Origin of the sequence: Eremococcus coleocola ACS-139-V-Col8 (assembly GCF_000183205.1) — a bacterium.
In the GTDB taxonomy this organism is placed as follows: Bacteria; Bacillota; Bacilli; order Lactobacillales; family Aerococcaceae; genus Eremococcus; species Eremococcus coleocola.
On the sequence record NZ_AENN01000018.1, the window covers coordinates 51,630 to 71,632 of the forward strand.

The window sequence follows — 20,003 nt, forward strand, 5'->3', positions numbered from 1 at the left end:
CTTATGATTCACAAAACTTATCCAGTCAACGGCATGGTCTGTGCTTCTTGTGCGCAAACGGTCGAACAAGCTGTAGCTAAACTACCGGGGGTGGAAAAGGCCTCTGTAAACTTAGCCACTGAGAAATTAAGTTTAGACTATGATAAAGATCAGGTGGACTTTCAAACTTTAGCGGATACAGTGGCCAAGGTAGGCTATCAATTAGAAGTCCCTTTATTAAGCCAAGATTTTACCATCGAAGGTATGTCTTGTGCTTCCTGTGCCCAAACGGTTGAAGCAGCTGTGGCCAAGTTAAAAGGAATTGAACAAGCCTCAGTGAACTTAGCTACTGAACAAATGCAAGTGATGTATCAAGAAGGTCAAGTAAATACCAAGGATATTCTTGAAGCCGTTGCCGAATCTGGCTATCAAGCATTTGTCCGTAAAGATGCTAGTCAAGCCCGCATCGACCAAGGTCAGAAACAGGAACAACACATGGATGATTTATGGCGTCGTTTCATGGGGTCGGCTATTTTTGCCCTCCCGCTATTGATTGTTGCCATGGGACCCATGTTGGGTTTACCGATTCCTAGTCATGATTATCCAAAATTATTTGCAGGAATTCAGCTTATGTTAACCTTACCAGTGATATATTTCGGTCGGTCTTTCTTTAGTCAAGGTTTTAAGGCTCTTTTTAAAGGCCATCCCAATATGGATTCCTTGGTAGCCTTAGGTTCTTCTGCCGCTTTTATTTATAGTATTTATGCGACCTTGCGTTTATGGCTAGGTGGTGAGAGTCATTTTGTCATGCAACTTTATTATGAATCAGTTGGTGTCATCTTAACTTTGATTACTTTAGGGAAATATTTTGAAAGCCGGTCGAAGGGGAAAACGTCTGAAGCCATCAAATCTTTGATGGCCTTAGCACCTCAACAAGCGCGTTTGATCAAAGATAAAGAAATGACCATGGTTGACCTAGATCAAGTTCAACTGGATGACATTATTCTGGTTAAACCGGGAGAGAAAATTCCTATGGATGGTCAGATTATTGAGGGAAGCTCAAGTGTGGATGAATCGATGATATCAGGAGAATCCATGCCAGTCTCAAAAAAAGTTGGCGACCAAGTGATTGGGGCGAGTCTTAATAAACAAGGTTCCTTTAAGTTTAAGGTCAATCGATTAAGTCAAGATTCAACCCTTGCTCAGATTATTCATATGGTAGAAGAAGCTCAGGGCTCTAAAGCACCGATTGCCCGCTTAGCTGATAAGGTATCAGGGGTCTTTGTACCTATCGTTATGGTATTAGCCCTCCTATCTGGCTTAGCTTGGTACTTCCTAGGGCAAGAATCATTAACTTTTGCCTTAACGATTACCATTTCGGTCTTAGTGATCGCTTGTCCGTGTGCGCTTGGTTTAGCCACGCCAACTGCAATTATGGTGGGAACCGGAAAAGGGGCTGAAAATGGAATTTTAATTAAATCAGGCGATGCCTTAGAAAACAGTCACAAGATCCAGGTAATGGTTTTGGATAAGACAGGGACCATTACTGAAGGCAAACCTAAAGTGACGGATATCCTCCTTGCAACCGGTCAATCCGAAGACCAAGTCTTGCAGTTAGCTGCAGCAGCTGAAGCAGCTTCAGAACATCCTCTGGGACAAGCAATTGTGGACCAAGCCCAAGCGCAAAATTTACCTCTAGCTGAAACAAGTGATTTCAAGGCCATTTCTGGTCAAGGAATCCAAGTCAAGGTGGCGGGACGTCAATTATACTTGGGGAATTTAAAGTTGATGCAAGCCCAAGCCATTGATGTCAAGACCTACCAAGCCAAAGCAAATATGCTTGCTAGTCAGGGTAAAACCCCGATGTATGTGGCTGACCAAGATAAGCTGTTAGGGATTATTGCTGTCGCCGACCAAGCTAAAGCCAGTTCAAAGGCCGCGATTGCGGCGCTTCATGATTTAGATATTAAGGTGATTATGCTGACTGGTGATAATGAAAAAACTGCCCAAGCTATTGCTAATCAGGTGGGAGTTGACCAAGTCATTGCCGATGTCATGCCAGACGATAAGGCCTCTGTGATTAAAGACTTACAAAGTAAAGATAAAATTGTGGCCATGGTAGGCGATGGGATTAACGACGCTCCTGCCTTAGCTCAAGCAGATGTTGGGATAGCTATTGGTTCAGGAACCGATGTGGCTATGGATTCGGCGGATATTGTCTTGATGCGGTCTGATTTAATGGATGTACCGGCGGCCCTTGAATTGTCCGCGGCTACCATTCGAAATATTAAAGAAAATCTGTTTTGGGCCTTTGCCTATAATGTCTTAGGAATCCCCGTAGCGATGGGCCTCCTTCACTTATTTGGTGGCCCTCTCTTAAGCCCTATGTTAGCCGGTGCCGCCATGTCCTTCTCATCCGTATCCGTTTTATTGAATGCCTTACGGTTAAGAAACTTTAAAATAAAAGCTAAAAATGTATATAAAAATGTATAATAGAAATAAAGAGAATAGAAAGAGGAATGGATAATGGAAAAAACCTATGAAGTAACTGGAATGAAATGTCAAGGGTGTGCCAATACAGTTGAAAGTAAATTGAATCAAGTTGCTGGGGTTACAGCTGCTAAGGTTGATTTAGCTAAGCATCAAGCTCAACTTGAAGGTGATTTCCAAGATGCTGATTTACAAGCAGCGCTTGCGGATACGAATTATGCCCTAAATCTATAGTTTCGATTGATTTTAATCATTTATATTTGATCAAAACCACACTTTCTTTGAGTAGTCTGTCCAGGTTATATTTACTGGTCTGCTAATGAAAATGTGGTTTTTAATTTTGAAAAAATTGCGGATAAATAGGCATATCAATAAACAAATAGTTCTCATCCTGTTATACTAATAAATGAAAGGGGTTTCTAAGATGAAAGAGAAATATTATCTATTAAATGATGGTTTTGCTATTCCTAAGCTTGGATTAGGAACCTATGGCCTCAGAGGGTCTTCAGGTATGCAACGGATTAAAATGGCCTTACAATCAGGCTATCGCTTGATTGATTCAGCCTTTAATTATGAAAATGAAGGAATCGTTGGTCAGGCAATCCGTCAGTCAGGTATTTCAAGAGACCAAATCACGGTTACGTCTAAATTACCGGGTCGCCATCATGCTTATAAGGAGGCTATTGAAACCATCGAAGAGTCTTTAGCCCGTACGGGTTTAGATTATTTAGACTTATATTTAATTCATTGGCCCAACCCAGATCAAAACCAATATGTGGAAGCTTGGCAGGCTTTAATTGATGCCCAAAAATTTGGTTTGATTCGGTCAATTGGGGTGTCTAATTTCTTGCCAGACCATATTGACCGCCTAGAAAAGGAAACTGGGCATTTGCCAGTTGTTAACCAGTTAGAGTGTCACCCCTATTTTAATCAGGCCAAGGTGCTTGACTATCATCAAAGTAAGCAGATTATTGTTGAAGCTTGGTCACCCATTGGACGGGGTTCACAGATGGGACAAGAAGCTGTGATTAATGACTTAGCCCATAAGTATAATCGGTCTAACCAACAAATTATCTTAGCCTGGCATGTTGCCCGAGGCATCATACCAATTCCGAAGTCAGGTAATTATCAACGGCAAGGCGAAAACCTAGCAGCCCTTGATTTTGAACTTAGTCAAGCAGATCTTGAAGCGATTAACGACTTAAGCCAAGATCAAGGTCGGCTTAAAGACCAAAATCCAGCGGTTTATCAAGAATTTTAAAATTAATAATAGGAGGTCGTATAATGGAAACAATGAAAATGTATATTGATGGAGCCTTTCGTGAAAGCTCTAACCATGAATGGTCTAAGGTGACCAATCCTGCCAATGAAGAAGTGGTGGGGCAGGTGCCTAAAGGCACTCAGGAAGATGTTGACTTAGCGGTGGCAGCAGCAAAAGCGGCTTTACCAGCTTGGTCTAGTATAGAGCCTAAGGAGCGTAAAGCATATCTAGAGAAAGTATTAGCCGGAATTAGAGCTCAAGGCGATTATTTAGCCGAACTTATTTCCATGGAGTTTGGGGCGGCGATTACTTTTGCCCAAAAGGCCCATATTCCACTTTCAATTAATGAATTAAAGACAACGCTAGCAGAATTTGATCAATATGAGTTTGAAACATATGAAGATACCGCCTTGGTAACCAAAGACCCGGTGGGTGTGGTCGCTTGTATCACCCCTTGGAACTATCCTTTAAATCAAATCCAACGTAAACTTACACCTGCCTTGTTGGCTGGGAATACGGTCGTGGTGAAACCAGCTTCCTTCACACCTTTAACGGCCTTAGCCTTTGCTAAGATTTTTGATGATGCGGGTATACCTAAAGGGGTGGTTAACTTCGTGACTGGGTCAGGCTCAACTGTGGGAGATTACCTGGCTAAGCATGAAGATGTGAATTGTATCTCCTTTACGGGTTCGACAGAAGTCGGAGCAGGGCTTTATGAAGCAGCCGGCCCAACTATTAAACGGTTAGTGCTAGAATTAGGTGGAAAGTCAGCCATGGTTTATTTAGAGGGTGGCGACTTAGACTACGCTATCGATAAGACCATGGGCACTGTTTATAATAATCAAGGTCAAACCTGTACTGCCCTAACTCGTCTCTTGGTACCAGAAAGTATGTTGGAGGAAGTTGAAGAAAAATTATTAGCCTACTACCAAGACCATATTGTCATTGGAGACCCAGCTGACCCTAAAACCACAGTGGGCCCGATGGTCTCTCAAGCGCAAAAAGACATTGTCTTGGATTATATCGATAAAGGTAAAGCGGCAGGCGCCAAGCTCTTAGTCGGTGGTAAAGGTGTTGATGGTCCAGGCTATTTTGTGGAGCCAACTATCTTTACTCATGTGACCAATGATATGACTATTGCTCGTGAAGAGATTTTTGGGCCAGTCTTATGTGTCATAACTTATAAAACGGTAGAAGAGGCTGTTCAGATTGCTAATGATTCTGATTATGGTTTATCTGGTGCAGTTGTGGGACCTAAAGATAAAGCTAAAAAAGTGGCATTACAATTGAAAACTGGTAATGTTTTCGTCAATGACGGCCCACGCTCAGCTAAAGCCCCATTTGGTGGCTTTAAGCAGTCTGGTCTCGGCCGTGAAAATGGTCTATACGGAATCGATGACTATGTGGAATTAAAGGCCGTATTTTTATAGAGACTTGGAAAAAACTCCAATTTCTCATATGCTTGCCATCAAAGAAAACTTGCATATAATTTAATAAAAAAAGAAGTTTGGTAAAATAACCAAACTTCTTTTTTACTTTATATATGTAGGCCCTTTTTAATCTTGCCAAGCCACAGACTTAACTTGGCAAGATATAATTTTATTACTTATACGTTAATTAACGGATTGTTTTTAAAGCATCTGCCCAAGTAGTTACTTCATTAAACATCATGTTTAATGATCCTGCATGGTAGTCAGCTGGTTTAAATTCAGCCATGTTAACAAAGTCAGTGTTTAATGAGAACTGAACTTGTTGTGAAGTAACGGCTAATTTGAAGTTGGCTAAGATCACACGTAAGAATACGTTAGCAGAAAGTCCTAATGAACCACCATAAGAAACGATAGCTGCAGCTTTATTATTGAATTCGCCAGAAATGTGGTCTAAAGCATCTTTAAGACTTGAAGATAAAGCCTTATTGTATTCTGGAGTTACGAAGACATAACCATCAAATTCAGAAACCTTGTCAGCCCATTTTTGAACTTTAGGGTCTGGGTATTTACCACCAAGCATACCTGGAATGTAGTTACCTTCAAAACGTGGTAAATCAAACTCTTTGATGTCTAAAAGTTCAAATTCATGACCTTGAACATTTTCTTTAGCATAGTTTAATAAGAATTCAGCTACTTGGATGTTGTTACGTCCTTCACGAGTAGTTCCTGTTACGATAGCAATTTTTGACATAGTTTGTTTACTCCTTGAAATTCATAAGTTATTTAATCAACAGAGCCAATTATACAAATGTTCGTTTGAATAATCAAGAGAAAAGTTTCAATTTCGAAATAAATTTTTAATGAATACGTTTTCCCTCTGATATATTAGTGTTTTGTAATTTGAAATAAAATAAGATAAACTTCTTTTTCTTATCATTATTTAATATTTGTAGTATGATAAGCCTTAAGCGAGGTGAAGTTGATGTCAGAAAAAATTGGGATGGTGCTCGAAGGCGGTGGAATGCGTGGCCTCTATACGGCGGGGGTTCTGGATCAATTGATTGATTTAGACTTACCATTAGCCGGTTTGGTGACTGTTTCGGCCGGGGCTCTATTTGGAGTCAACTATCTCTCTAAACAAAAAGGGCGGACCCTACGCTATAATAAGAAATACTTAGGTAATTCTCGGTATATGTCTTTGGCAAACCTATTAAAGACAGGAAACTTTGTCGACAAAGACTTTGCCTACTATGATATTCCAATGAAATTAGATGTCTTTGATGAAGCGGCCTTTGAGGCTGCAGGAGTAGATTTTTATGTTACGGTAACCAATCTAGCCAGTGGACAGGCTGAATATATCAAGATTGATAATGTCTTTGAACAAATGGAAGCCCTACGTGCTTCTTCAGCCCTGCCATTTTTATCTCGTCCGGTCACTTATCAAGATCAGGCATACTTAGATGGGGGCATTGCCGATTCGATTCCTTATCAAAAGGCCTTTGATTTAGGTTATGACCGGCTGATTATTATTTTGACCCGGGATATCAATTATTCTAAAAGTCCCAGTCGGTTAACTATCGGTAAATGGTATTACCGCCATTATCCCGACTTTATCCAACAGTTAAAGAATCGGGCGAATATGTATAATCAACAAGTTGCGGCTATTAAAGCTTTAGAAGCTGAAGGCAAAGCATTTGTGATTCGCCCGAGCCAACCCTTAAAAATGAAGCGACTTGAAAAAGACCCCCAAGTGATTGAAGCGGTTTATCAACTAGGTGTAGCGGATATGCAAGACCGCTTGGTTTCCTTGCGGGAATTTATAAAAGTAAGTGACTGATTATTTATGAGAGGAAGTGGCTTATGCCAGCCTATGATCAATTAGATTTTCTTTTATTTTCTAGGCCAGGATCGGGTGATGACTTGTATGATCTTTATTTAGATCTAGGACAAAGGCATTATCATCTGGAACATCTAGATGCTGAGATGGAGGTAATGGAAGATCCCCTCGAGGGAAATTTGCGGCGGTCGCGGGTGAATAAATTGCGACTTGATTTTGAAAAATTAGGCCTCTTGGATTGGCCATATCAGAAATTAGATGAGGTGAGTGCTCGGGGCGATTGGCCATTAATCTATAATTTTGTGGATGATTTAGATGATGAGGAATATTACTGTATGGGTGACCTTAATGATCCCAGTTCCTTGGACAAGCTCCATCGTCTATTAGAAGAACATTTGGGAATTACTTTTGGTTTACGTGGGTAAGTTAATATTAGAAAAGAGTGACATATGAGTCAGAAAAAACGAATTGCGTGTTTAGGAGATTCAATTACCTTTGGTTATGGGATTGGCTATCAAATGGATACTTATCCTGGTCAGCTCCAACATAAATTAGGTGATAACTATGAAGTTTTGAATTTTGGTTGTAATGGGGCAACCGTCTCTCAAGCGGGAGACCGTCCATATTTAGAATGCCAAGAAGCGCAAAGTGGTTTGACTGCTGAGGCGGATTTAACGATTTTGTGTTTAGGCACCAACGATACTAAGGCGATTAACTGGCAACCTAGTCGTTTTAAAGCAGATTACCAAGCAATCATTGATGCCTACCGCTCTGAGAATCGGTCAGGTCAATTAGTTTTGGTACAGGTTCCCAAGATTTTTGCCAAGACGGTCCACCAAGAAGATTGTAATGACCAATATTTGGTAGAAGTGAACCAAATGATTGAAGAAATTGCAACGGCCAATAACTTAGACTTGATTAACTTGTATTTATTAACCCAAAACCAGCCTTCTTGGTTCTGGGATGGTCTGCATCCAAATGAAGATGGAACACGGGGGATTGCAGAACTTTTGAGCCAGTATATTAAAGGTTTTTTATAAGAGGAGAGATACGTGTGTTGCATTTTGAAAACGACTATTTACAAGGTGCCCATCCAGCTGTTTTACAAGCCTTAATGGCGTCAAATGAAGAAAATTTACCGGGCTATGGTGCAGATGCTTATGGGGCTAAACTCCAAGACCGGTTGAGGGAAATTTTAGCTTGTTCCCAAGCCCAGGTTCGTTTAGTAGCGGGGGGGACCCAAGCCAATGCACTAGTCATTGACATGTTATTGGATGATACTGAAGGAGTGCTTGCACCTGACACAGGACATGTGGCAGTCCATGAAGCCGGGGCAATTGAACATTCACGTCATAAGGTGATTACTATTCCGGCCCAAGCGGGTAAGCTGGATGCTAGTCTAGCCCGGACTTATTTAGAAAACTTTTATGCCGATGAAACCCATCCACATATGGTTTTCCCAGGTATGATCTACATCTCCCAACCGACTGAATACGGGGGGCTCTATAGTAAGGCTGAACTTGAAGCCTTGGCCAAACTTTGCCAAGATTACCAAATTCCACTTTTCGTCGATGGGGCGCGGTTAATTTATGGCTTAGCCAGTCCTCAAAATGATGTGTCGCTGGCTGATTTAGCTCAGTTAGCCGATGTCTTTTATATTGGCGGAACCAAGGTCGGACTTTTACTAGGCGAAGCCTTAGTCTTTACAAAAAATAATTTACCCAAACGTTTTGATACCTTAATTAAACAACGGGGAGCTCTCTTGGCCAAAGGGCGCGTTTTGAGTGTCCAATTTGAAGCCCTTTTTAAGGATAGATTGTATCTGGATATTGCTCAAGATAATGCACGTCATAGTCAACGTTTAACCCAAATTCTCCACCAGACAGGCTTTGAATTTTACCTCGACTCACCAACCAACCAACAATTTATTTGTTTAAGTAAAGATCAGTATGATCAATTAAAAGAGCAAGTGGGTATGTCCTATTTTGGCCTAGATGATAAAGGTCAGGTAGTGGCTCGTCTGGCTACAGCTTGGTTTACAACCGATGCTGATTTAGACCAATTAGAAAACTTATTAAGGTCGCTCTAGTTTCTTTGATCAAAATTAGAAAGTGGGAATAGACATGGCCCAGTGGTGGCAAGATATTCGAAAGTTTCTCAAATTAATTGTTATCTTCGTATCGATTATTTTCTTCGTGTTTTTAATTAACCAATGTGTGACCTTGTATAACCTTTTGGCTCAGATCCATCCTTACGTGGCTATAGCTGGTGTAACCCTGCTTGTCTTAGCAATTTTATGGTTTGCGTATAAGCTCTACCGCCAATGGTCAGCCAGTCCAGAAGTCATCCAATTGAGTCCAGAAGCTTCGGATGCTGACTACCAGGATTATGTCGAGAAGATGCTAGCCCTCCTAGCCAAAAATCCTAACCTGCAGGATTTTGATTTTGAAGATGAGCAAAAAACTCAAGAAGAAAAATTAGACCAAGCGATTGCGGTCTTAGACAACTTATCCTTACCTATGATTAAACAAAATGCTAATGCGATTTTCTTAACGACGGCCGTTTCTCAAAACGGTTCATTAGATAGTTTAGTGGTACTTTTCTCATTGATGCGGATGATTTGGCAATTAGCCAATGTCTATCAAACCCGTCCCAGTCTGAAAGGTTTTCTTAAATTATACGGCCAAGTGGCTTCGGTGGTCTTGATGGCACGGACGATTGAAGATACGGATTTAATTGAAGGTCAGTTAGAGCCCTTGATTGCATCTCTAGTTGGAGAAAGTGTGGCGTCTGCTATCCCGGGGATGGTACCCATCACTAATCTGGTTGTATCTTCCTTAATGGAAGGGTCTGTGAATGCTTTTCTAACCCTAAGAGTGGGCCTAATAACCCAAGCCTATCTAGGCATGGAAAAACGGGAAGACCGGTCTTATATTCGTCGTTCAGCCGCCATGCAATCCTTAACCCATATGGGGTCTATTATTAAAGAAAACGGGAAAGTGATTGTGAAAACTGTTGCCAATGCGGTCAAAAAATCAAGTATGGGGACTGCGAAGAAATGGTTTAACTTAGATGCAGTTTTTAATAAGTAAGATTGCCTCGGGTTAGCTTAGGTATATTTATACGTCAAAACGAGGGACTGGGCAAAAAAGCCCAGTCCCTCGTTTTTTATTTAAACTTTTAGACTAAATTAAAGCTTAATTATAAGTCCGCTTGACTTCAAAACGACGGCCTAATAAGGATAAGGAGTAGCAAACTAGAAAATAAAGAACAGCAACAATAAAGAAAGTAATGATAATCGCGGATACGTCTTGATTATAAATAATTTTAGCATTGTGCATGATTTCTGGCAGAGCAATAATAGTTGCTAGAGAAGTATCTTTAATCAGGGCAATCAACTGGCTGATAATTGAGGTAATCATGTTACGAACAGCTTGGGGTAAGAGAATTAAAGAGAGAACTTGCCAGGTGGTCAAACCAGCAGCATAGCCGGCTTCAGCCTGGCCCTTGGGTAAGCCTTTAAGGCCAGACCGGATGATTTCAGAGACCATACAAGATTCAAAGAGAGACATGGCCGCCACGGTCGACCAGAAAACTGAAAAACGGATACCGATTTGGGGGAGGGCGAAATAGGTAAAGAAAATAATTAGTAAAAGGGGTAAATTACGAATAGTATCGATAATTAGTCCTAAAAGATCTGAAAGGATGGGGATATTTTCAAAACGTAGGGTTCCCAAGATGATGCCTAGAATCAGGGCAATCACAATGGTAATCGATGAAACAGTAATAGTCAGCCATAGACCTTGGAGAAGAAATGAGAATTGGGGCATAGAGAATAAGAAAAGGGGATTCATAGGCTACCTCCTAGCGTGCCATTTTAGCTTGTTGATTTTCCCAGTGTTTGACCATTAAACTTAAGGGAATAGTAATGAGTAAGTAGAAAAGACCGACGATGATATAGGTTGAAAAGACATTGAAACTTTGACTGGCTATCAGGTCGCCTTGATACATGATATCTAGTCCGGCAACCATGGCTAAAATGGAAGAGTTTTTGACCAAGTTAATGATTTGGTTACCAAGTGTCGGTAAGACTAAATTGATAGCTTGGGGAAGGACAATATGGAAGGTAACTTGACTTTGACTAAGTCCAGAAGCAAAACCAGCTTCTTTTTGTCCCTTGGGAATTGAAGTGATTCCACTTTTAACCACGTCAGCGACAAAAGAAGAGGTATAGAGGCTAAGGCCAATTATCCCTGCTTGGTAGCCGGTTACCTTTATGCCATAAAGGGGCACAACCACATAAAAGAACATCACAATCACAAGTAGGGGAATATTCCGGAAGACTTCGATGTAGATGGTTGTAATGGTTGACAAGAGTTTGTTATGGGAAGTTTGTCCAACTGCCATGGAAATACCAATCACAAAACTAGCAATGAGGGCAATCGCGGAGGCTAAGAGGGTATGACCGAAACCCGCTAAGAACTGGTCAGAAAAATTTTGAAATAAGGTGAGCATCTTAATTACCTCCTTGGTTTAGAACTTCAGCAAACCATTTATCATAGATTTTTTGATAAGTGCCGTCTGCTTTCATGGCGGCTAAGGCTTGGTTAAGCTGATTTTTGAAGTCAGCCTGGTTTTTATTAACCGCAATCCCATAAGGTTCTTCGGTGAAATTTTCACCAGCTAAACGAAAGTCTGGGTTTTCAGAAATTAGCCCTAAGAGAATAGCATTATCAGTAGTCAAGGCATCGCCTTGTCCGGCCTTGAGCGCTGTGAGTCCTTCCGCATAAGTTTCTAATTCAATTAGTTTGGCCTGAGGAGCCAGTTTTTTTATGTTTTGGGATGAGGTGGAACCTTTGACCGATACGACTGTGGTAGAGGCATCTAAATTATCGATTGAATTAATCTTAGAATCCTTAGCGACTAAGAGGGATTGACCCGCATCAAAATAAGTATCGGTAAAATCGACTACTTTTTTACGTGCTTCATTGATGGTCATAGTTGCAATGATGGCATCAATATTACCATTACGCAACAAAGGAATCCGAGTTTTAGATGTGACTTCGACAAACTTGGCATGCTTACTGTCACCAGTGAGGCGTTTGGTTAGTTCCTTGGCGACATCAATATCAAAACCTTCTATTTCACCATTTTCAATGTTGTAGAAGCCGAAAAGTTTGGTGTCATTTTTTATACCCCAAACAATCGTTTGATCTTTGTTGCTAAGCCGTTGGACGATATCTGGCTGGCTGACGCTAGTACCAGCCTTGCTAAAAACCAGAACAAAAGTAATTACCAGTAGGGTAAAAATAAGGCTAGCTAGCACCTTACTATATTTTTTAAGAAAAGTCATGATAGGGCCTCCTTCTTAGTGGCGAATAATTTTGCTAAGAAATTGGATAGCCCGTTCTTCCTTAGGTTGTTGGAAGAACTGTTCAGTAGAAGCGTCTTCAACGACCTCGCCCTGATCCATAAAAATGACCCGGTCTGCAACTTCTTTGGCAAAGCCCATTTCATGGGTGACACAGACTAGCGTAATATCTTTAGCGCGAGCAATATTATTCATAACATCTAGAACTTCACCGACCATTTCAGGGTCTAAGGCAGAAGTGGGTTCATCAAAGAGCATAATATCTGGCTTCATAGCTAAAGCGCGGGCGATGGCAATCCGTTGTTTTTGACCACCAGACAAGGTGTTAGGGTAAGCGTTAATTTTATCCGCCATACCAACTTGTTCTAATAAGTCATGGGCCCGGTCTTGAGCTGCTTGCTTATCCAAATTAAGTACTTTAATAGGAGCAAGAGTAATATTATCAAGGACACTCATATGGGGGTAGAGTTCAAAATGCTGAAAAACCATCCCAATATGTTTCCGTAAATCTTTGAGGCTTTTACCTGCCTTTACTGCTTGGTCATCTATTAGGAGTGTGCCGGAATTAATAGCCTCTAAACCATTAATTGTCCGTAATAAAGTTGATTTACCTGAACCAGAAGGGCCAATTAATACCACGACCTCTCCTGTTTCAATGGTTAAATTAATATTTTTTAAGGCGTGATATTTGCCATAGTATTTGTTGACGTTTTGGAATTTAATTGTCATGGTAAGCCCTCCGATTGTTTTTTTGATAGGTTACCACTAAAGGACCCTTATGAAAACAAAGATATATCATAAGATGTTAGCTTTTATAACATGTTATTATGTAAGTTTTTTCACGACATATTAAAATAATTAATCATATTATCAAAAAATAATATTAGTTTTTGCTTGTGAAAGTACCTGTTAAAGTATAGAATGAGAGTGTATCTATTTGTGTTATTTGTAACATAATTTTAGGAGGTTAAAGTATATGAAGATTATTGGAATTGTGGGAACAAATTCAGCAAAGTCTACTAACCGTCAACTTTTAACTTTTATGCAAAGCCATTTTGCTAACAAAGCTGAAATTGAATTAGTCGAAATTAAAGGCTTGCCTGTCTTTAATAAACCAGAAGATAAAGTATTGCCAGATTATGTGAAGGAATTATCTGATAAGATTGAAGCGGCAGATGGAGTGATCATTTCAACACCTGAGTATGACCACGCAGTTCCTGCATCCTTAATGAATGTCTTAGCCTGGTTATCTTATGGTATTTATCCTTTGGTTGATAAACCAGTTATGATTACCGGTGCTTCATACGGAACTCTGGGTTCTTCTCGTGCTCAAGGTCATCTACGTCAAATTTTAGATTCTCCTGATATCCGTGCCCGTGTTATGCCTGCATCAGAATTTCTATTAGGTCATTCTCTTCAAGCCTTTGATGGTAATAATAACTTGGTAGACCAAGAAAAATTAGATGTGCTTGATGGTCTGTTTGATGACTTTTTATTATTTATCGATATCACCAAACAATTGTTGAATGCTAAAGATGCGGTCCGCAAAGAAGCGGAAAATTTTTCTTGGGAAGCTGAATAGGAGGATTAAATATGAAATTAGTAGGGATTGTCGGCTCAGCAGCAGAAAAATCATATAACCGTCAGTTATTACAATTTATCAAAAAACAGTTTGCTAATAAATTTGACTTAGATATTATTGAAATTAAAGATTTACCTTTGTTCAACCAAAGTGAAGATATTTCAGACACACCACTTTTACAAGATATTAATCAACGGATCTTAGATGCGGATGGTGTGATTATTTCTACACCTGAACATAATCATACAATTCCAGCGGCCTTAAAATCTGCCTTAGAATGGTTGTCTTTCAATCTACATCCTTTAGCTAATAAACCTGTTATGATTGTGGGAGCTTCTTACTATGATCAAGGTTCTTCACGGGCTCAATTAAACCTTCGTCAAGTCCTCGATGCACCTGGGGTAAATGCCCATGTCTTACCTGGAAATGAATTTTTACTGGGTTTAGTTAAAGAAGCCTTTGATGAAGAAGGAAATATCAAGGCTGAAGGAACTGTTGGATTCTTATCTCAATGTATTGATAATTTTTTAACCTTTGTTCGGGTGGTTAATACCATTGACGCTGAACAAAAAGCGGCCGCTAATAAACCAGCCGCAGAAGATTTAAATGCCAGTGGTAAGATTGCTACAACCATTGAAGGTGTGGACATGCACGCTGATGACTGGGTTGAACAAGCAGCTGCCAAAGTCAATGCGGTTGAAGGGGATACCTATGTTAAGTTAAACCGTGGTGTTCTAACCGTTGATCAAATTAACATGTTATTAGAATCTATGCCAATGGAAATTACTTATGCTGATTCAAATAACCAATTCTTATACTATAATATGGTGAAACCAGCTTCAGAAATGTTAGCTAAACGTGTACCTGGACAAGTGGGGAATCCTTTAGCAGATTGCCACCCACCAAAATCCCTTAAAAATGTTGAATGGGTCATCCAAACCTTACGGTCAGGTCAACAAGATGTGGTTCGCGTGCATGTACCTAAACATGCGGACAAATACGTGGTTCATAATTATCAAGCAATCAAAGACACAGACGGTCAATATATGGGTATTAATGAATATATCCTAGACTTTAAACCAATCGTTGAATGGTATTTGAAGCAAACGGGTCAAGAATTAGTTGGTGGAGTAGACGTCACCACAAGTGCTTCTCAAAAAGAAGAAAGTCCAGCCCCAGACACGACTTCCTCAGCCTCTATCAGTGAAGAAGAACCAGCCGTAGCCGAAGTAGAAACGGATACTACTTCTTCAGCTTCTTATAGTGAAGAGGAAGAGAAAACAGTTGAAGTTGAAGTAAACCGTGTTGAAGAAGAAAATTCGGTTGATGCTATTACAGGAGCTTCTGAAGCTTAGTCCTTAGAGAAAAGTAAACTCAACTTAGAAGCAATTAGAGCGAATAAAAAGTAGAAATCATTGGGTTTCAATTTTTTATTCGCTTTTTTGGTGTTTGATAGGTGGAAGACTAGCCTATGCTAGTTTGTGATAAAATAAATAGAAAAAATGTGACTTCCTTAAGTTGAGTTAGGCCAAGTTTATCGAAAGAAGGTCTTTCCTAGTTAAGCATAATTGGCTATAATGGAAGGCGATTTAAGTCAGCAATCTTTATATAATCATTTTTGCTAAGGAGCCTGCCATGGAAGAAAAAACATTTTATCAACAATTAATTTTTATAGCGATTCCTGTCGCTTTACAGAATTTGATTGTCTCCTTATTAAATACCTTGGATACGATGATGATTTCTTCGATAGGGGACGCGGCCATCGCAGGAGTGGGGTTAGCCAATCAGGTCTTTTTCTTTTTTATCATGATTTGTTTTGGGATTACGACCGGATCTTCAGTTCTTGTGTCACAATTCTGGGGAAAACGCGACCGTCCTAGCGTTCAAAAAGTTCATGGGATTGCTATGGTGATTAGTGTAACGGTCGCAGTTATTTTTACCTTGCTAGCCTTGCTTTTTCCACAACAAATTTTAGCCAGGATGATTTCAGATCAAAGTGTGGTGACGGCAGGAGCGGCTTATTTACGAGTCGCATCTCTATCCTATATTGTAACCTCTTTATCTTATGTTTATGCCTCTACCTTACGGTCTACGGGTAATCCTCGGACGCCACTCGTTGCGTCAATTTTGAGTTTTTTTGCTAATGCCTTCTTCAACTATGTTTTTATTTTCGGATTTTTTGGCATCCCAGCCTTTGGAGTGGTGGGAGCTGCCATGGGCACTATTATTGCCCGGGTCATTGAATTAGCTACTATCTTATTTGTGGTAAGAACCTATGATGGACCACTTCATTGTAAACTTAAAGAAATGATGTCCTTTGATAAGCTGTTTTTACAACGTTTTTTAACTACGGCTTTACCGGTTATAATTAATGAGACCTTCTGGTCAGCGGGGCAAGTGATGTATTCTATTGCTTATGCAATAATTGGCCGAGAAGCGACGGCTGCCGTCCAAGTTTGCGTGGCGATTCAAAATATTGCTTTTGTCATCGTACGGGGACTTGGTAATGCTTGTACTATTATGGTGGGCAATAAGATTGGACAAGGTCAGATTGAAGAAGTCAAGTCTTATGCCAGTCGCTTCTTGAAATTGGGGCTGGGATCAGGTGTGGTAATCGCCTTAATTATGGGCTTAACGCCACAATGGTCCTTGCGACTCTTTGGGTCTTTGTCGACCACGGTTCAAGGTCTGGCGGTGACATTATTACAAGTTATGGCAGTTATATTTGTGATTAAAACTTTGACTTCAATTATTGTGGTTGGCATCCTCAGGGGTGGGGGTGACACGCGTTTTTCAATGTTTTTAGAAATGGGAACTTCCTGGCTCATAGGTGTTCCCTTAGCCTTTATTGGGGCTGCTTTACTGAAATGGCCTGTCTATGGTGTGATCGCCTTGGTCGGGATTGAAGAAGTAGTCAAGGTTTTGATTGGCTTATTGCGGGTGCGGACCGGTAAATGGGTCCACAATGTAACCGATTAGGTTAGGTTTTCCTGTTTAGGTCATTTGCTTATTATGCCAAATAAAGCCTTTTAATTGAGGCGGGAGTCTTTAAAAAAATAAATGATTTAATTTGGTTGAACCCATTGGATGATTAGCGATAACTAATGTCTGGTGGGTTTTTGAATTGTAAACTATTAGATTAATTCTTTCTATATAAACTTATGAGTAACCTTTTGTACAAAATTATTATAAAATATAAGTTAGGAGGGATACTGGGTGAAGAAAATAATTAAATATTTACTTTTATTATGCATGAGTGGAATCTTGGCTGCTGCGAGTGGCCACCAGGTTTACCATCCTCATGGTACGGTCTACCGACAGAGTGATCAGCTAGTTAACCATCAAGTCGCTAACCATCCCATTGAAACTTCTTATGGCCATCATATATGGGGTCGTCTCTATAAACCACGTCAAATTAAACCGAAACAAGGCTTGCCTTTAATTATTTATGTCCATGGTTATGGCTCTTCCTATCGGTCAGGTGTCCCCTATGCTCAATATTTTGCTGACCGCGGCTATGCGGTCTATACCTTTGATTTCTTTGGGGGAGGTCCCCGAACCAAGTCAGGGGGGACCATGTTAGATATGACGGTAAAAAATGAAGCCGACGATTTAGGCGAAATCATTAATCAGTTGAAATTAGATCCTCAAATTGATGCAGACCGTATCTATCTTTTAGGATCTAGCCAAGGTGGTTTTGTATCTACCTTGGTAGCTTCTGAGCGGGATGATATCAAAAGCCTCTTGCTGATTTATCCCGCCTTTGTTTTAGGGAATTTAGTTGAAGATTTATATCCAGAAGGGCAAGAAATTCCTGAGACTTTTAAATTCTTAGGCTTAGAGGTGTCCGATGATTATGCTTTGGCCCTGAGCCAAATTGATATGGAACAGGTGATGGCGTCACTGACGATTCCGGTATTGATTTTCCATGGTGATCACGACCAAATTATTCCTATTGCTTCTTCTTACCATGCCTTAGATTTATTTGGTCAAAGTCAATTAGTGACTTATCAGGGGCAGGGCCATGGTTTTGATCAGGCTACGCGGTCTAAAGCCATGGAAGTGATGGAAGAATTCTTAAATTACCAAGAAGAAAAGAAGGAGGAATTAGATGAATTCCGAGATGTCAGATAAAGGTCAACATGACTTAACCCAATTAAGCAATCAAGAGCGTTTAAAAATTTCTGATTTGTTTAAAACCTTAGGTGATCCGAGTAGACTACGGATTATTGAAGTCTTATCTCAGGTAGAGGAACTGTCTGTGGATGACCTGGCCAACCAAGTGGGATTGACACAGTCAGCGGCCTCTCACCAATTAAGACGGTTAAAATTAGACCGAGTAGTTAAGTATCGCAAAGAAGGAAAATTTATTTACTATTCCCTAGCAGACCAACATTTACTCTACTTATTCAATATTGCACGAGATCATGTCCAAGAGAACGATATCGAATACCTTATATAATTATTCACAAACTATTGTGAAAACGCTTATTATAGGTATATTATTAATGCCGCTTTAAGTTTCTATAATATATTATTAAGTGTTACTTATAGTTTTTACTTGGTTTATGTGATAATATATGCTAATCTTAAACCATACTATTAAATGGAGGGATGATTGAATGAAAGTTGTTATTGTAGGAACAAACCACGCAGGAATCCATGCGGCCAATACTATCTTGGATAATACGGATGATGAAGTGGTAATGATCGACCGTAACTCTAATTTATCTTATTTAGGTTGTGGAACGGCACTTTGGGTAGGTCGTCAAATTGACGGTTATGAAGGACTTTTCTACACTAAACGTGAAGATTTTGAAGCCAAGGGTGCTCGGATTTTAATGGAAACTGCCGTTGACTCAATTGATTTTGATAAGAAAATTGTTCATGCTGTGACTAAAGATGGCCAAGCCATTGAAGAATCTTATGACAAGTTAGTTTTAGCGACCGGTTCTAAACCGATTGCACCAAACTTACCAGGTAAAGACCTTGAAGGCATCCACTTCTTGAAATTATTCCAAGAAGGCCAAGCTGTTGACCAAGATATGGCCCGCGAAGAAGTTAAAACCGTAGCTGTTTTGGGTGCTGGTTATATCGGGGTTGAAATCGCTGAAGCCGCAGCACGTCGGGGCAAAAAAGTAATTCTTTTAGATGCCATGGATACTTCTTTATCAAATTATTATGACCCAGAGTTTGCAACTTTAATGGATGAAAATCTGCGGGCGCATGGTATTCAAACTCAATTTGGTGAAATGGCTCAAGGCTATGAAGGTGAAGGTCGAGTTGAGGCTTTAGTCACTGATAAAGGTCGTTATGAAGTCGATATGGTCATTAATGCAATTGGTTTTGGTCCGAATAATGACTTAGGTAAAGATCATTTAGAATTATTTACCAATGGGGCTTACCTCGTTAACCGTCGTCAACAAACTTCCGATCCAGATGTATATGCAGTGGGTGATTGTGCCACAGTTTATTCAAATGCTTTACAAGACACAGCTTATATTGCCCTAGCTTCCAATGCTGTTCGTTCTGGCTTAGTGGCAGGTTTTAATCTTGCGGGACAAGACGTTGAACACGTAGGCGTACAAGGTTCAAATGGGATTTCTATCTTTGAACAAAAATTAGTTTCAACCGGTTATTCAGTTAAATCTGCGGCCCGCTTTGGCTTAGACGTAGACTATGTTGATTTTGAAGATAAACAAAAATATCCATTTATGCCAGAGGATGAAAATGCTCCTGTAAAAATCCGGATTGTCTTTGAAAAAGGCTCTCGTCGGATTGTGGGCGCTCAATTAGCCTCAACTTATGATATGTCTGCCACCATCCATATGTTCTCATTGGCTATTCAACAAAAAGTAACCATTGATACCTTGAAATTGACAGACTTCTTCTTCTTGCCACACTTTAACCAAGCTCATAACTATATTACAATGGCTGCCTTACAAGCTAAATAAGCAAGATAGCTTAGCTATCTTAAAAAAGCTGCCCTCATTAGGAATATTCCTTTTGCGGGCAGCTTTATCTTATAGTAAACAAAAAAGGAGGAGCCGGAT

General features: G+C 40.1%; 20 protein-coding genes. 15 read left to right on the forward strand and 5 right to left on the reverse strand.

Annotated features, from left to right (window positions below):
• Nucleotides 1–3 precede the first annotated feature (3 nt).
• The 4 genes from HMPREF9257_RS08235 (at nt 4) to HMPREF9257_RS08250 (ending at nt 5,160) form a co-directional block, all read left to right on the forward strand.
• The gene (locus HMPREF9257_RS08235) at nt 4–2,472 is read left to right on the forward strand and encodes a heavy metal translocating P-type ATPase (protein WP_006419002.1); all 2,469 of its coding nucleotides are present in this window, start codon (nt 4–6) and stop codon (nt 2,470–2,472) included.
• A gap of 33 nt (nt 2,473–2,505) precedes the next feature.
• Nucleotides 2,506–2,703 carry a heavy-metal-associated domain-containing protein gene (locus HMPREF9257_RS08240; protein WP_006419023.1) on the forward strand — a complete coding sequence of 66 codons (198 nt, stop codon included), beginning with the start codon at nt 2,506–2,508 and terminating at the stop codon, nt 2,701–2,703.
• A gap of 190 nt (nt 2,704–2,893) precedes the next feature.
• Complete coding sequence (locus HMPREF9257_RS08245; protein WP_006419034.1) at nt 2,894–3,730, forward strand: aldo/keto reductase; 837 nt, start codon at nt 2,894–2,896, stop codon at nt 3,728–3,730.
• Between the two features lie 23 nt (nt 3,731–3,753).
• Nucleotides 3,754–5,160 (forward strand): aldehyde dehydrogenase family protein, encoded by a 1,407-nt coding sequence (locus HMPREF9257_RS08250; protein WP_006418996.1) that lies wholly within the window; start codon nt 3,754–3,756, stop codon nt 5,158–5,160.
• A gap of 187 nt (nt 5,161–5,347) precedes the next feature.
• Here HMPREF9257_RS08250 and HMPREF9257_RS08255 read toward each other — a convergent pair whose 3' ends face one another.
• The gene (locus tag HMPREF9257_RS08255) at nt 5,348–5,911 is read right to left on the reverse strand and encodes an NADPH-dependent FMN reductase (protein ID WP_006419051.1); all 564 of its coding nucleotides are present in this window, start codon (nt 5,909–5,911) and stop codon (nt 5,348–5,350) included.
• Between the two features lie 231 nt (nt 5,912–6,142).
• On the opposite strand from HMPREF9257_RS08255, the gene HMPREF9257_RS08260 reads away from it, so the two are divergent.
• The 5 genes from HMPREF9257_RS08260 to HMPREF9257_RS08280 are packed head-to-tail and all read left to right on the forward strand — an operon-like array spanning nt 6,143 to nt 10,089.
• A complete protein-coding gene (locus HMPREF9257_RS08260; RefSeq protein WP_006419045.1) occupies nt 6,143–6,997 on the forward strand; it encodes a patatin-like phospholipase family protein in 855 nt (284 codons plus the stop codon).
• A gap of 23 nt (nt 6,998–7,020) precedes the next feature.
• Complete coding sequence (locus HMPREF9257_RS08265; RefSeq protein WP_006419055.1) at nt 7,021–7,422, forward strand: hypothetical protein; 402 nt, start codon at nt 7,021–7,023, stop codon at nt 7,420–7,422.
• A 24-nt stretch (nt 7,423–7,446) separates the two neighbouring features.
• The gene (locus HMPREF9257_RS08270; protein WP_006419031.1) at nt 7,447–8,037 is read left to right on the forward strand and encodes a GDSL-type esterase/lipase family protein; all 591 of its coding nucleotides are present in this window, start codon (nt 7,447–7,449) and stop codon (nt 8,035–8,037) included.
• Nucleotides 8,038–8,051: 14 nt separating this feature from the next.
• Entirely contained in the window at nt 8,052–9,086 is a 1,035-nt protein-coding gene (locus tag HMPREF9257_RS08275) for a threonine aldolase family protein (protein ID WP_040466846.1), read from the forward strand.
• A 34-nt stretch (nt 9,087–9,120) separates the two neighbouring features.
• The gene (locus tag HMPREF9257_RS08280) at nt 9,121–10,089 is read left to right on the forward strand and encodes a DUF697 domain-containing protein (protein WP_006419039.1); all 969 of its coding nucleotides are present in this window, start codon (nt 9,121–9,123) and stop codon (nt 10,087–10,089) included.
• A gap of 105 nt (nt 10,090–10,194) precedes the next feature.
• Here the strand turns inward: HMPREF9257_RS08280 and HMPREF9257_RS08285 are convergent, their stop codons facing one another.
• From HMPREF9257_RS08285 to HMPREF9257_RS08300, 4 genes are read right to left on the reverse strand one after another with little or no spacing between them, the layout of a single operon-like run.
• Entirely contained in the window at nt 10,195–10,851 is a 657-nt protein-coding gene (locus HMPREF9257_RS08285) for an amino acid ABC transporter permease (RefSeq protein WP_006419011.1), read from the reverse strand.
• A 10-nt stretch (nt 10,852–10,861) separates the two neighbouring features.
• Nucleotides 10,862–11,512, reverse strand: a complete 651-nt coding sequence (locus HMPREF9257_RS08290) for an amino acid ABC transporter permease (protein ID WP_006419048.1) — start codon at nt 11,510–11,512, stop codon at nt 10,862–10,864.
• Between the two features lies 1 nt (nt 11,513).
• A complete protein-coding gene (locus HMPREF9257_RS08295) occupies nt 11,514–12,350 on the reverse strand; it encodes a transporter substrate-binding domain-containing protein (RefSeq protein ID WP_006418988.1) in 837 nt (278 codons plus the stop codon).
• Nucleotides 12,351–12,365: 15 nt separating this feature from the next.
• The gene (locus HMPREF9257_RS08300) at nt 12,366–13,097 is read right to left on the reverse strand and encodes an amino acid ABC transporter ATP-binding protein (RefSeq protein WP_006419016.1); all 732 of its coding nucleotides are present in this window, start codon (nt 13,095–13,097) and stop codon (nt 12,366–12,368) included.
• A 247-nt stretch (nt 13,098–13,344) separates the two neighbouring features.
• Here HMPREF9257_RS08300 and HMPREF9257_RS08305 point away from each other — a divergent pair, with 247 nt between their 5' ends.
• The 6 genes from HMPREF9257_RS08305 (at nt 13,345) to nox (ending at nt 19,904) form a co-directional block, all read left to right on the forward strand.
• Entirely contained in the window at nt 13,345–13,950 is a 606-nt protein-coding gene (locus tag HMPREF9257_RS08305; protein ID WP_006418991.1) for an NADPH-dependent FMN reductase, read from the forward strand.
• Nucleotides 13,951–13,961: 11 nt separating this feature from the next.
• Complete coding sequence (locus HMPREF9257_RS08310) at nt 13,962–15,305, forward strand: NADPH-dependent oxidoreductase (protein ID WP_006418990.1); 1,344 nt, start codon at nt 13,962–13,964, stop codon at nt 15,303–15,305.
• A 280-nt stretch (nt 15,306–15,585) separates the two neighbouring features.
• Nucleotides 15,586–16,929: an MATE family efflux transporter gene (locus HMPREF9257_RS08315; RefSeq protein WP_006419058.1), complete on the forward strand. Its 1,344-nt coding sequence runs from the start codon at nt 15,586–15,588 to the stop codon at nt 16,927–16,929.
• 237 nt (nt 16,930–17,166) lie between these two features.
• Nucleotides 17,167–18,084 (forward strand): alpha/beta hydrolase family protein, encoded by a 918-nt coding sequence (locus HMPREF9257_RS08320; protein ID WP_006419030.1) that lies wholly within the window; start codon nt 17,167–17,169, stop codon nt 18,082–18,084.
• The gene (locus tag HMPREF9257_RS08325; RefSeq protein ID WP_006418985.1) at nt 18,062–18,412 is read left to right on the forward strand and encodes an ArsR/SmtB family transcription factor; all 351 of its coding nucleotides are present in this window, start codon (nt 18,062–18,064) and stop codon (nt 18,410–18,412) included. The genes HMPREF9257_RS08320 and HMPREF9257_RS08325 overlap by 23 nt, the downstream gene beginning before the upstream one ends.
• A 160-nt stretch (nt 18,413–18,572) precedes the next feature.
• On the forward strand, nt 18,573–19,904 hold the full coding sequence (gene nox, locus HMPREF9257_RS08330; protein WP_006418987.1) for a H2O-forming NADH oxidase: 1,332 nt from the start codon (nt 18,573–18,575) through the stop codon (nt 19,902–19,904).
• Nucleotides 19,905–20,003 lie beyond the last annotated feature (99 nt).

Coding starts and splice junctions, on each gene's coding strand:
- HMPREF9257_RS08235 (WP_006419002.1), top strand. CDS start 4: ATGATTCACAAAACTTATCCAGTCAACGGCATGGTCTGTGCTTCTTGT.
- HMPREF9257_RS08240 (WP_006419023.1), top strand. CDS start 2,506: ATGGAAAAAACCTATGAAGTAACTGGAATGAAATGTCAAGGGTGTGCC.
- HMPREF9257_RS08245 (WP_006419034.1), top strand. CDS start 2,894: ATGAAAGAGAAATATTATCTATTAAATGATGGTTTTGCTATTCCTAAG.
- HMPREF9257_RS08250 (WP_006418996.1), top strand. CDS start 3,754: ATGGAAACAATGAAAATGTATATTGATGGAGCCTTTCGTGAAAGCTCT.
- HMPREF9257_RS08255 (WP_006419051.1), bottom strand. CDS start 5,911: ATGTCAAAAATTGCTATCGTAACAGGAACTACTCGTGAAGGACGTAAC.
- HMPREF9257_RS08260 (WP_006419045.1), top strand. CDS start 6,143: ATGTCAGAAAAAATTGGGATGGTGCTCGAAGGCGGTGGAATGCGTGGC.
- HMPREF9257_RS08265 (WP_006419055.1), top strand. CDS start 7,021: ATGCCAGCCTATGATCAATTAGATTTTCTTTTATTTTCTAGGCCAGGA.
- HMPREF9257_RS08270 (WP_006419031.1), top strand. CDS start 7,447: ATGAGTCAGAAAAAACGAATTGCGTGTTTAGGAGATTCAATTACCTTT.
- HMPREF9257_RS08280 (WP_006419039.1), top strand. CDS start 9,121: ATGGCCCAGTGGTGGCAAGATATTCGAAAGTTTCTCAAATTAATTGTT.
- HMPREF9257_RS08285 (WP_006419011.1), bottom strand. CDS start 10,851: ATGAATCCCCTTTTCTTATTCTCTATGCCCCAATTCTCATTTCTTCTC.
- HMPREF9257_RS08290 (WP_006419048.1), bottom strand. CDS start 11,512: ATGCTCACCTTATTTCAAAATTTTTCTGACCAGTTCTTAGCGGGTTTC.
- HMPREF9257_RS08295 (WP_006418988.1), bottom strand. CDS start 12,350: ATGACTTTTCTTAAAAAATATAGTAAGGTGCTAGCTAGCCTTATTTTT.
- HMPREF9257_RS08300 (WP_006419016.1), bottom strand. CDS start 13,097: ATGACAATTAAATTCCAAAACGTCAACAAATACTATGGCAAATATCAC.
- HMPREF9257_RS08305 (WP_006418991.1), top strand. CDS start 13,345: ATGAAGATTATTGGAATTGTGGGAACAAATTCAGCAAAGTCTACTAAC.
- HMPREF9257_RS08310 (WP_006418990.1), top strand. CDS start 13,962: ATGAAATTAGTAGGGATTGTCGGCTCAGCAGCAGAAAAATCATATAAC.
- HMPREF9257_RS08315 (WP_006419058.1), top strand. CDS start 15,586: ATGGAAGAAAAAACATTTTATCAACAATTAATTTTTATAGCGATTCCT.
- HMPREF9257_RS08325 (WP_006418985.1), top strand. CDS start 18,062: ATGAATTCCGAGATGTCAGATAAAGGTCAACATGACTTAACCCAATTA.
- nox (WP_006418987.1), top strand. CDS start 18,573: ATGAAAGTTGTTATTGTAGGAACAAACCACGCAGGAATCCATGCGGCC.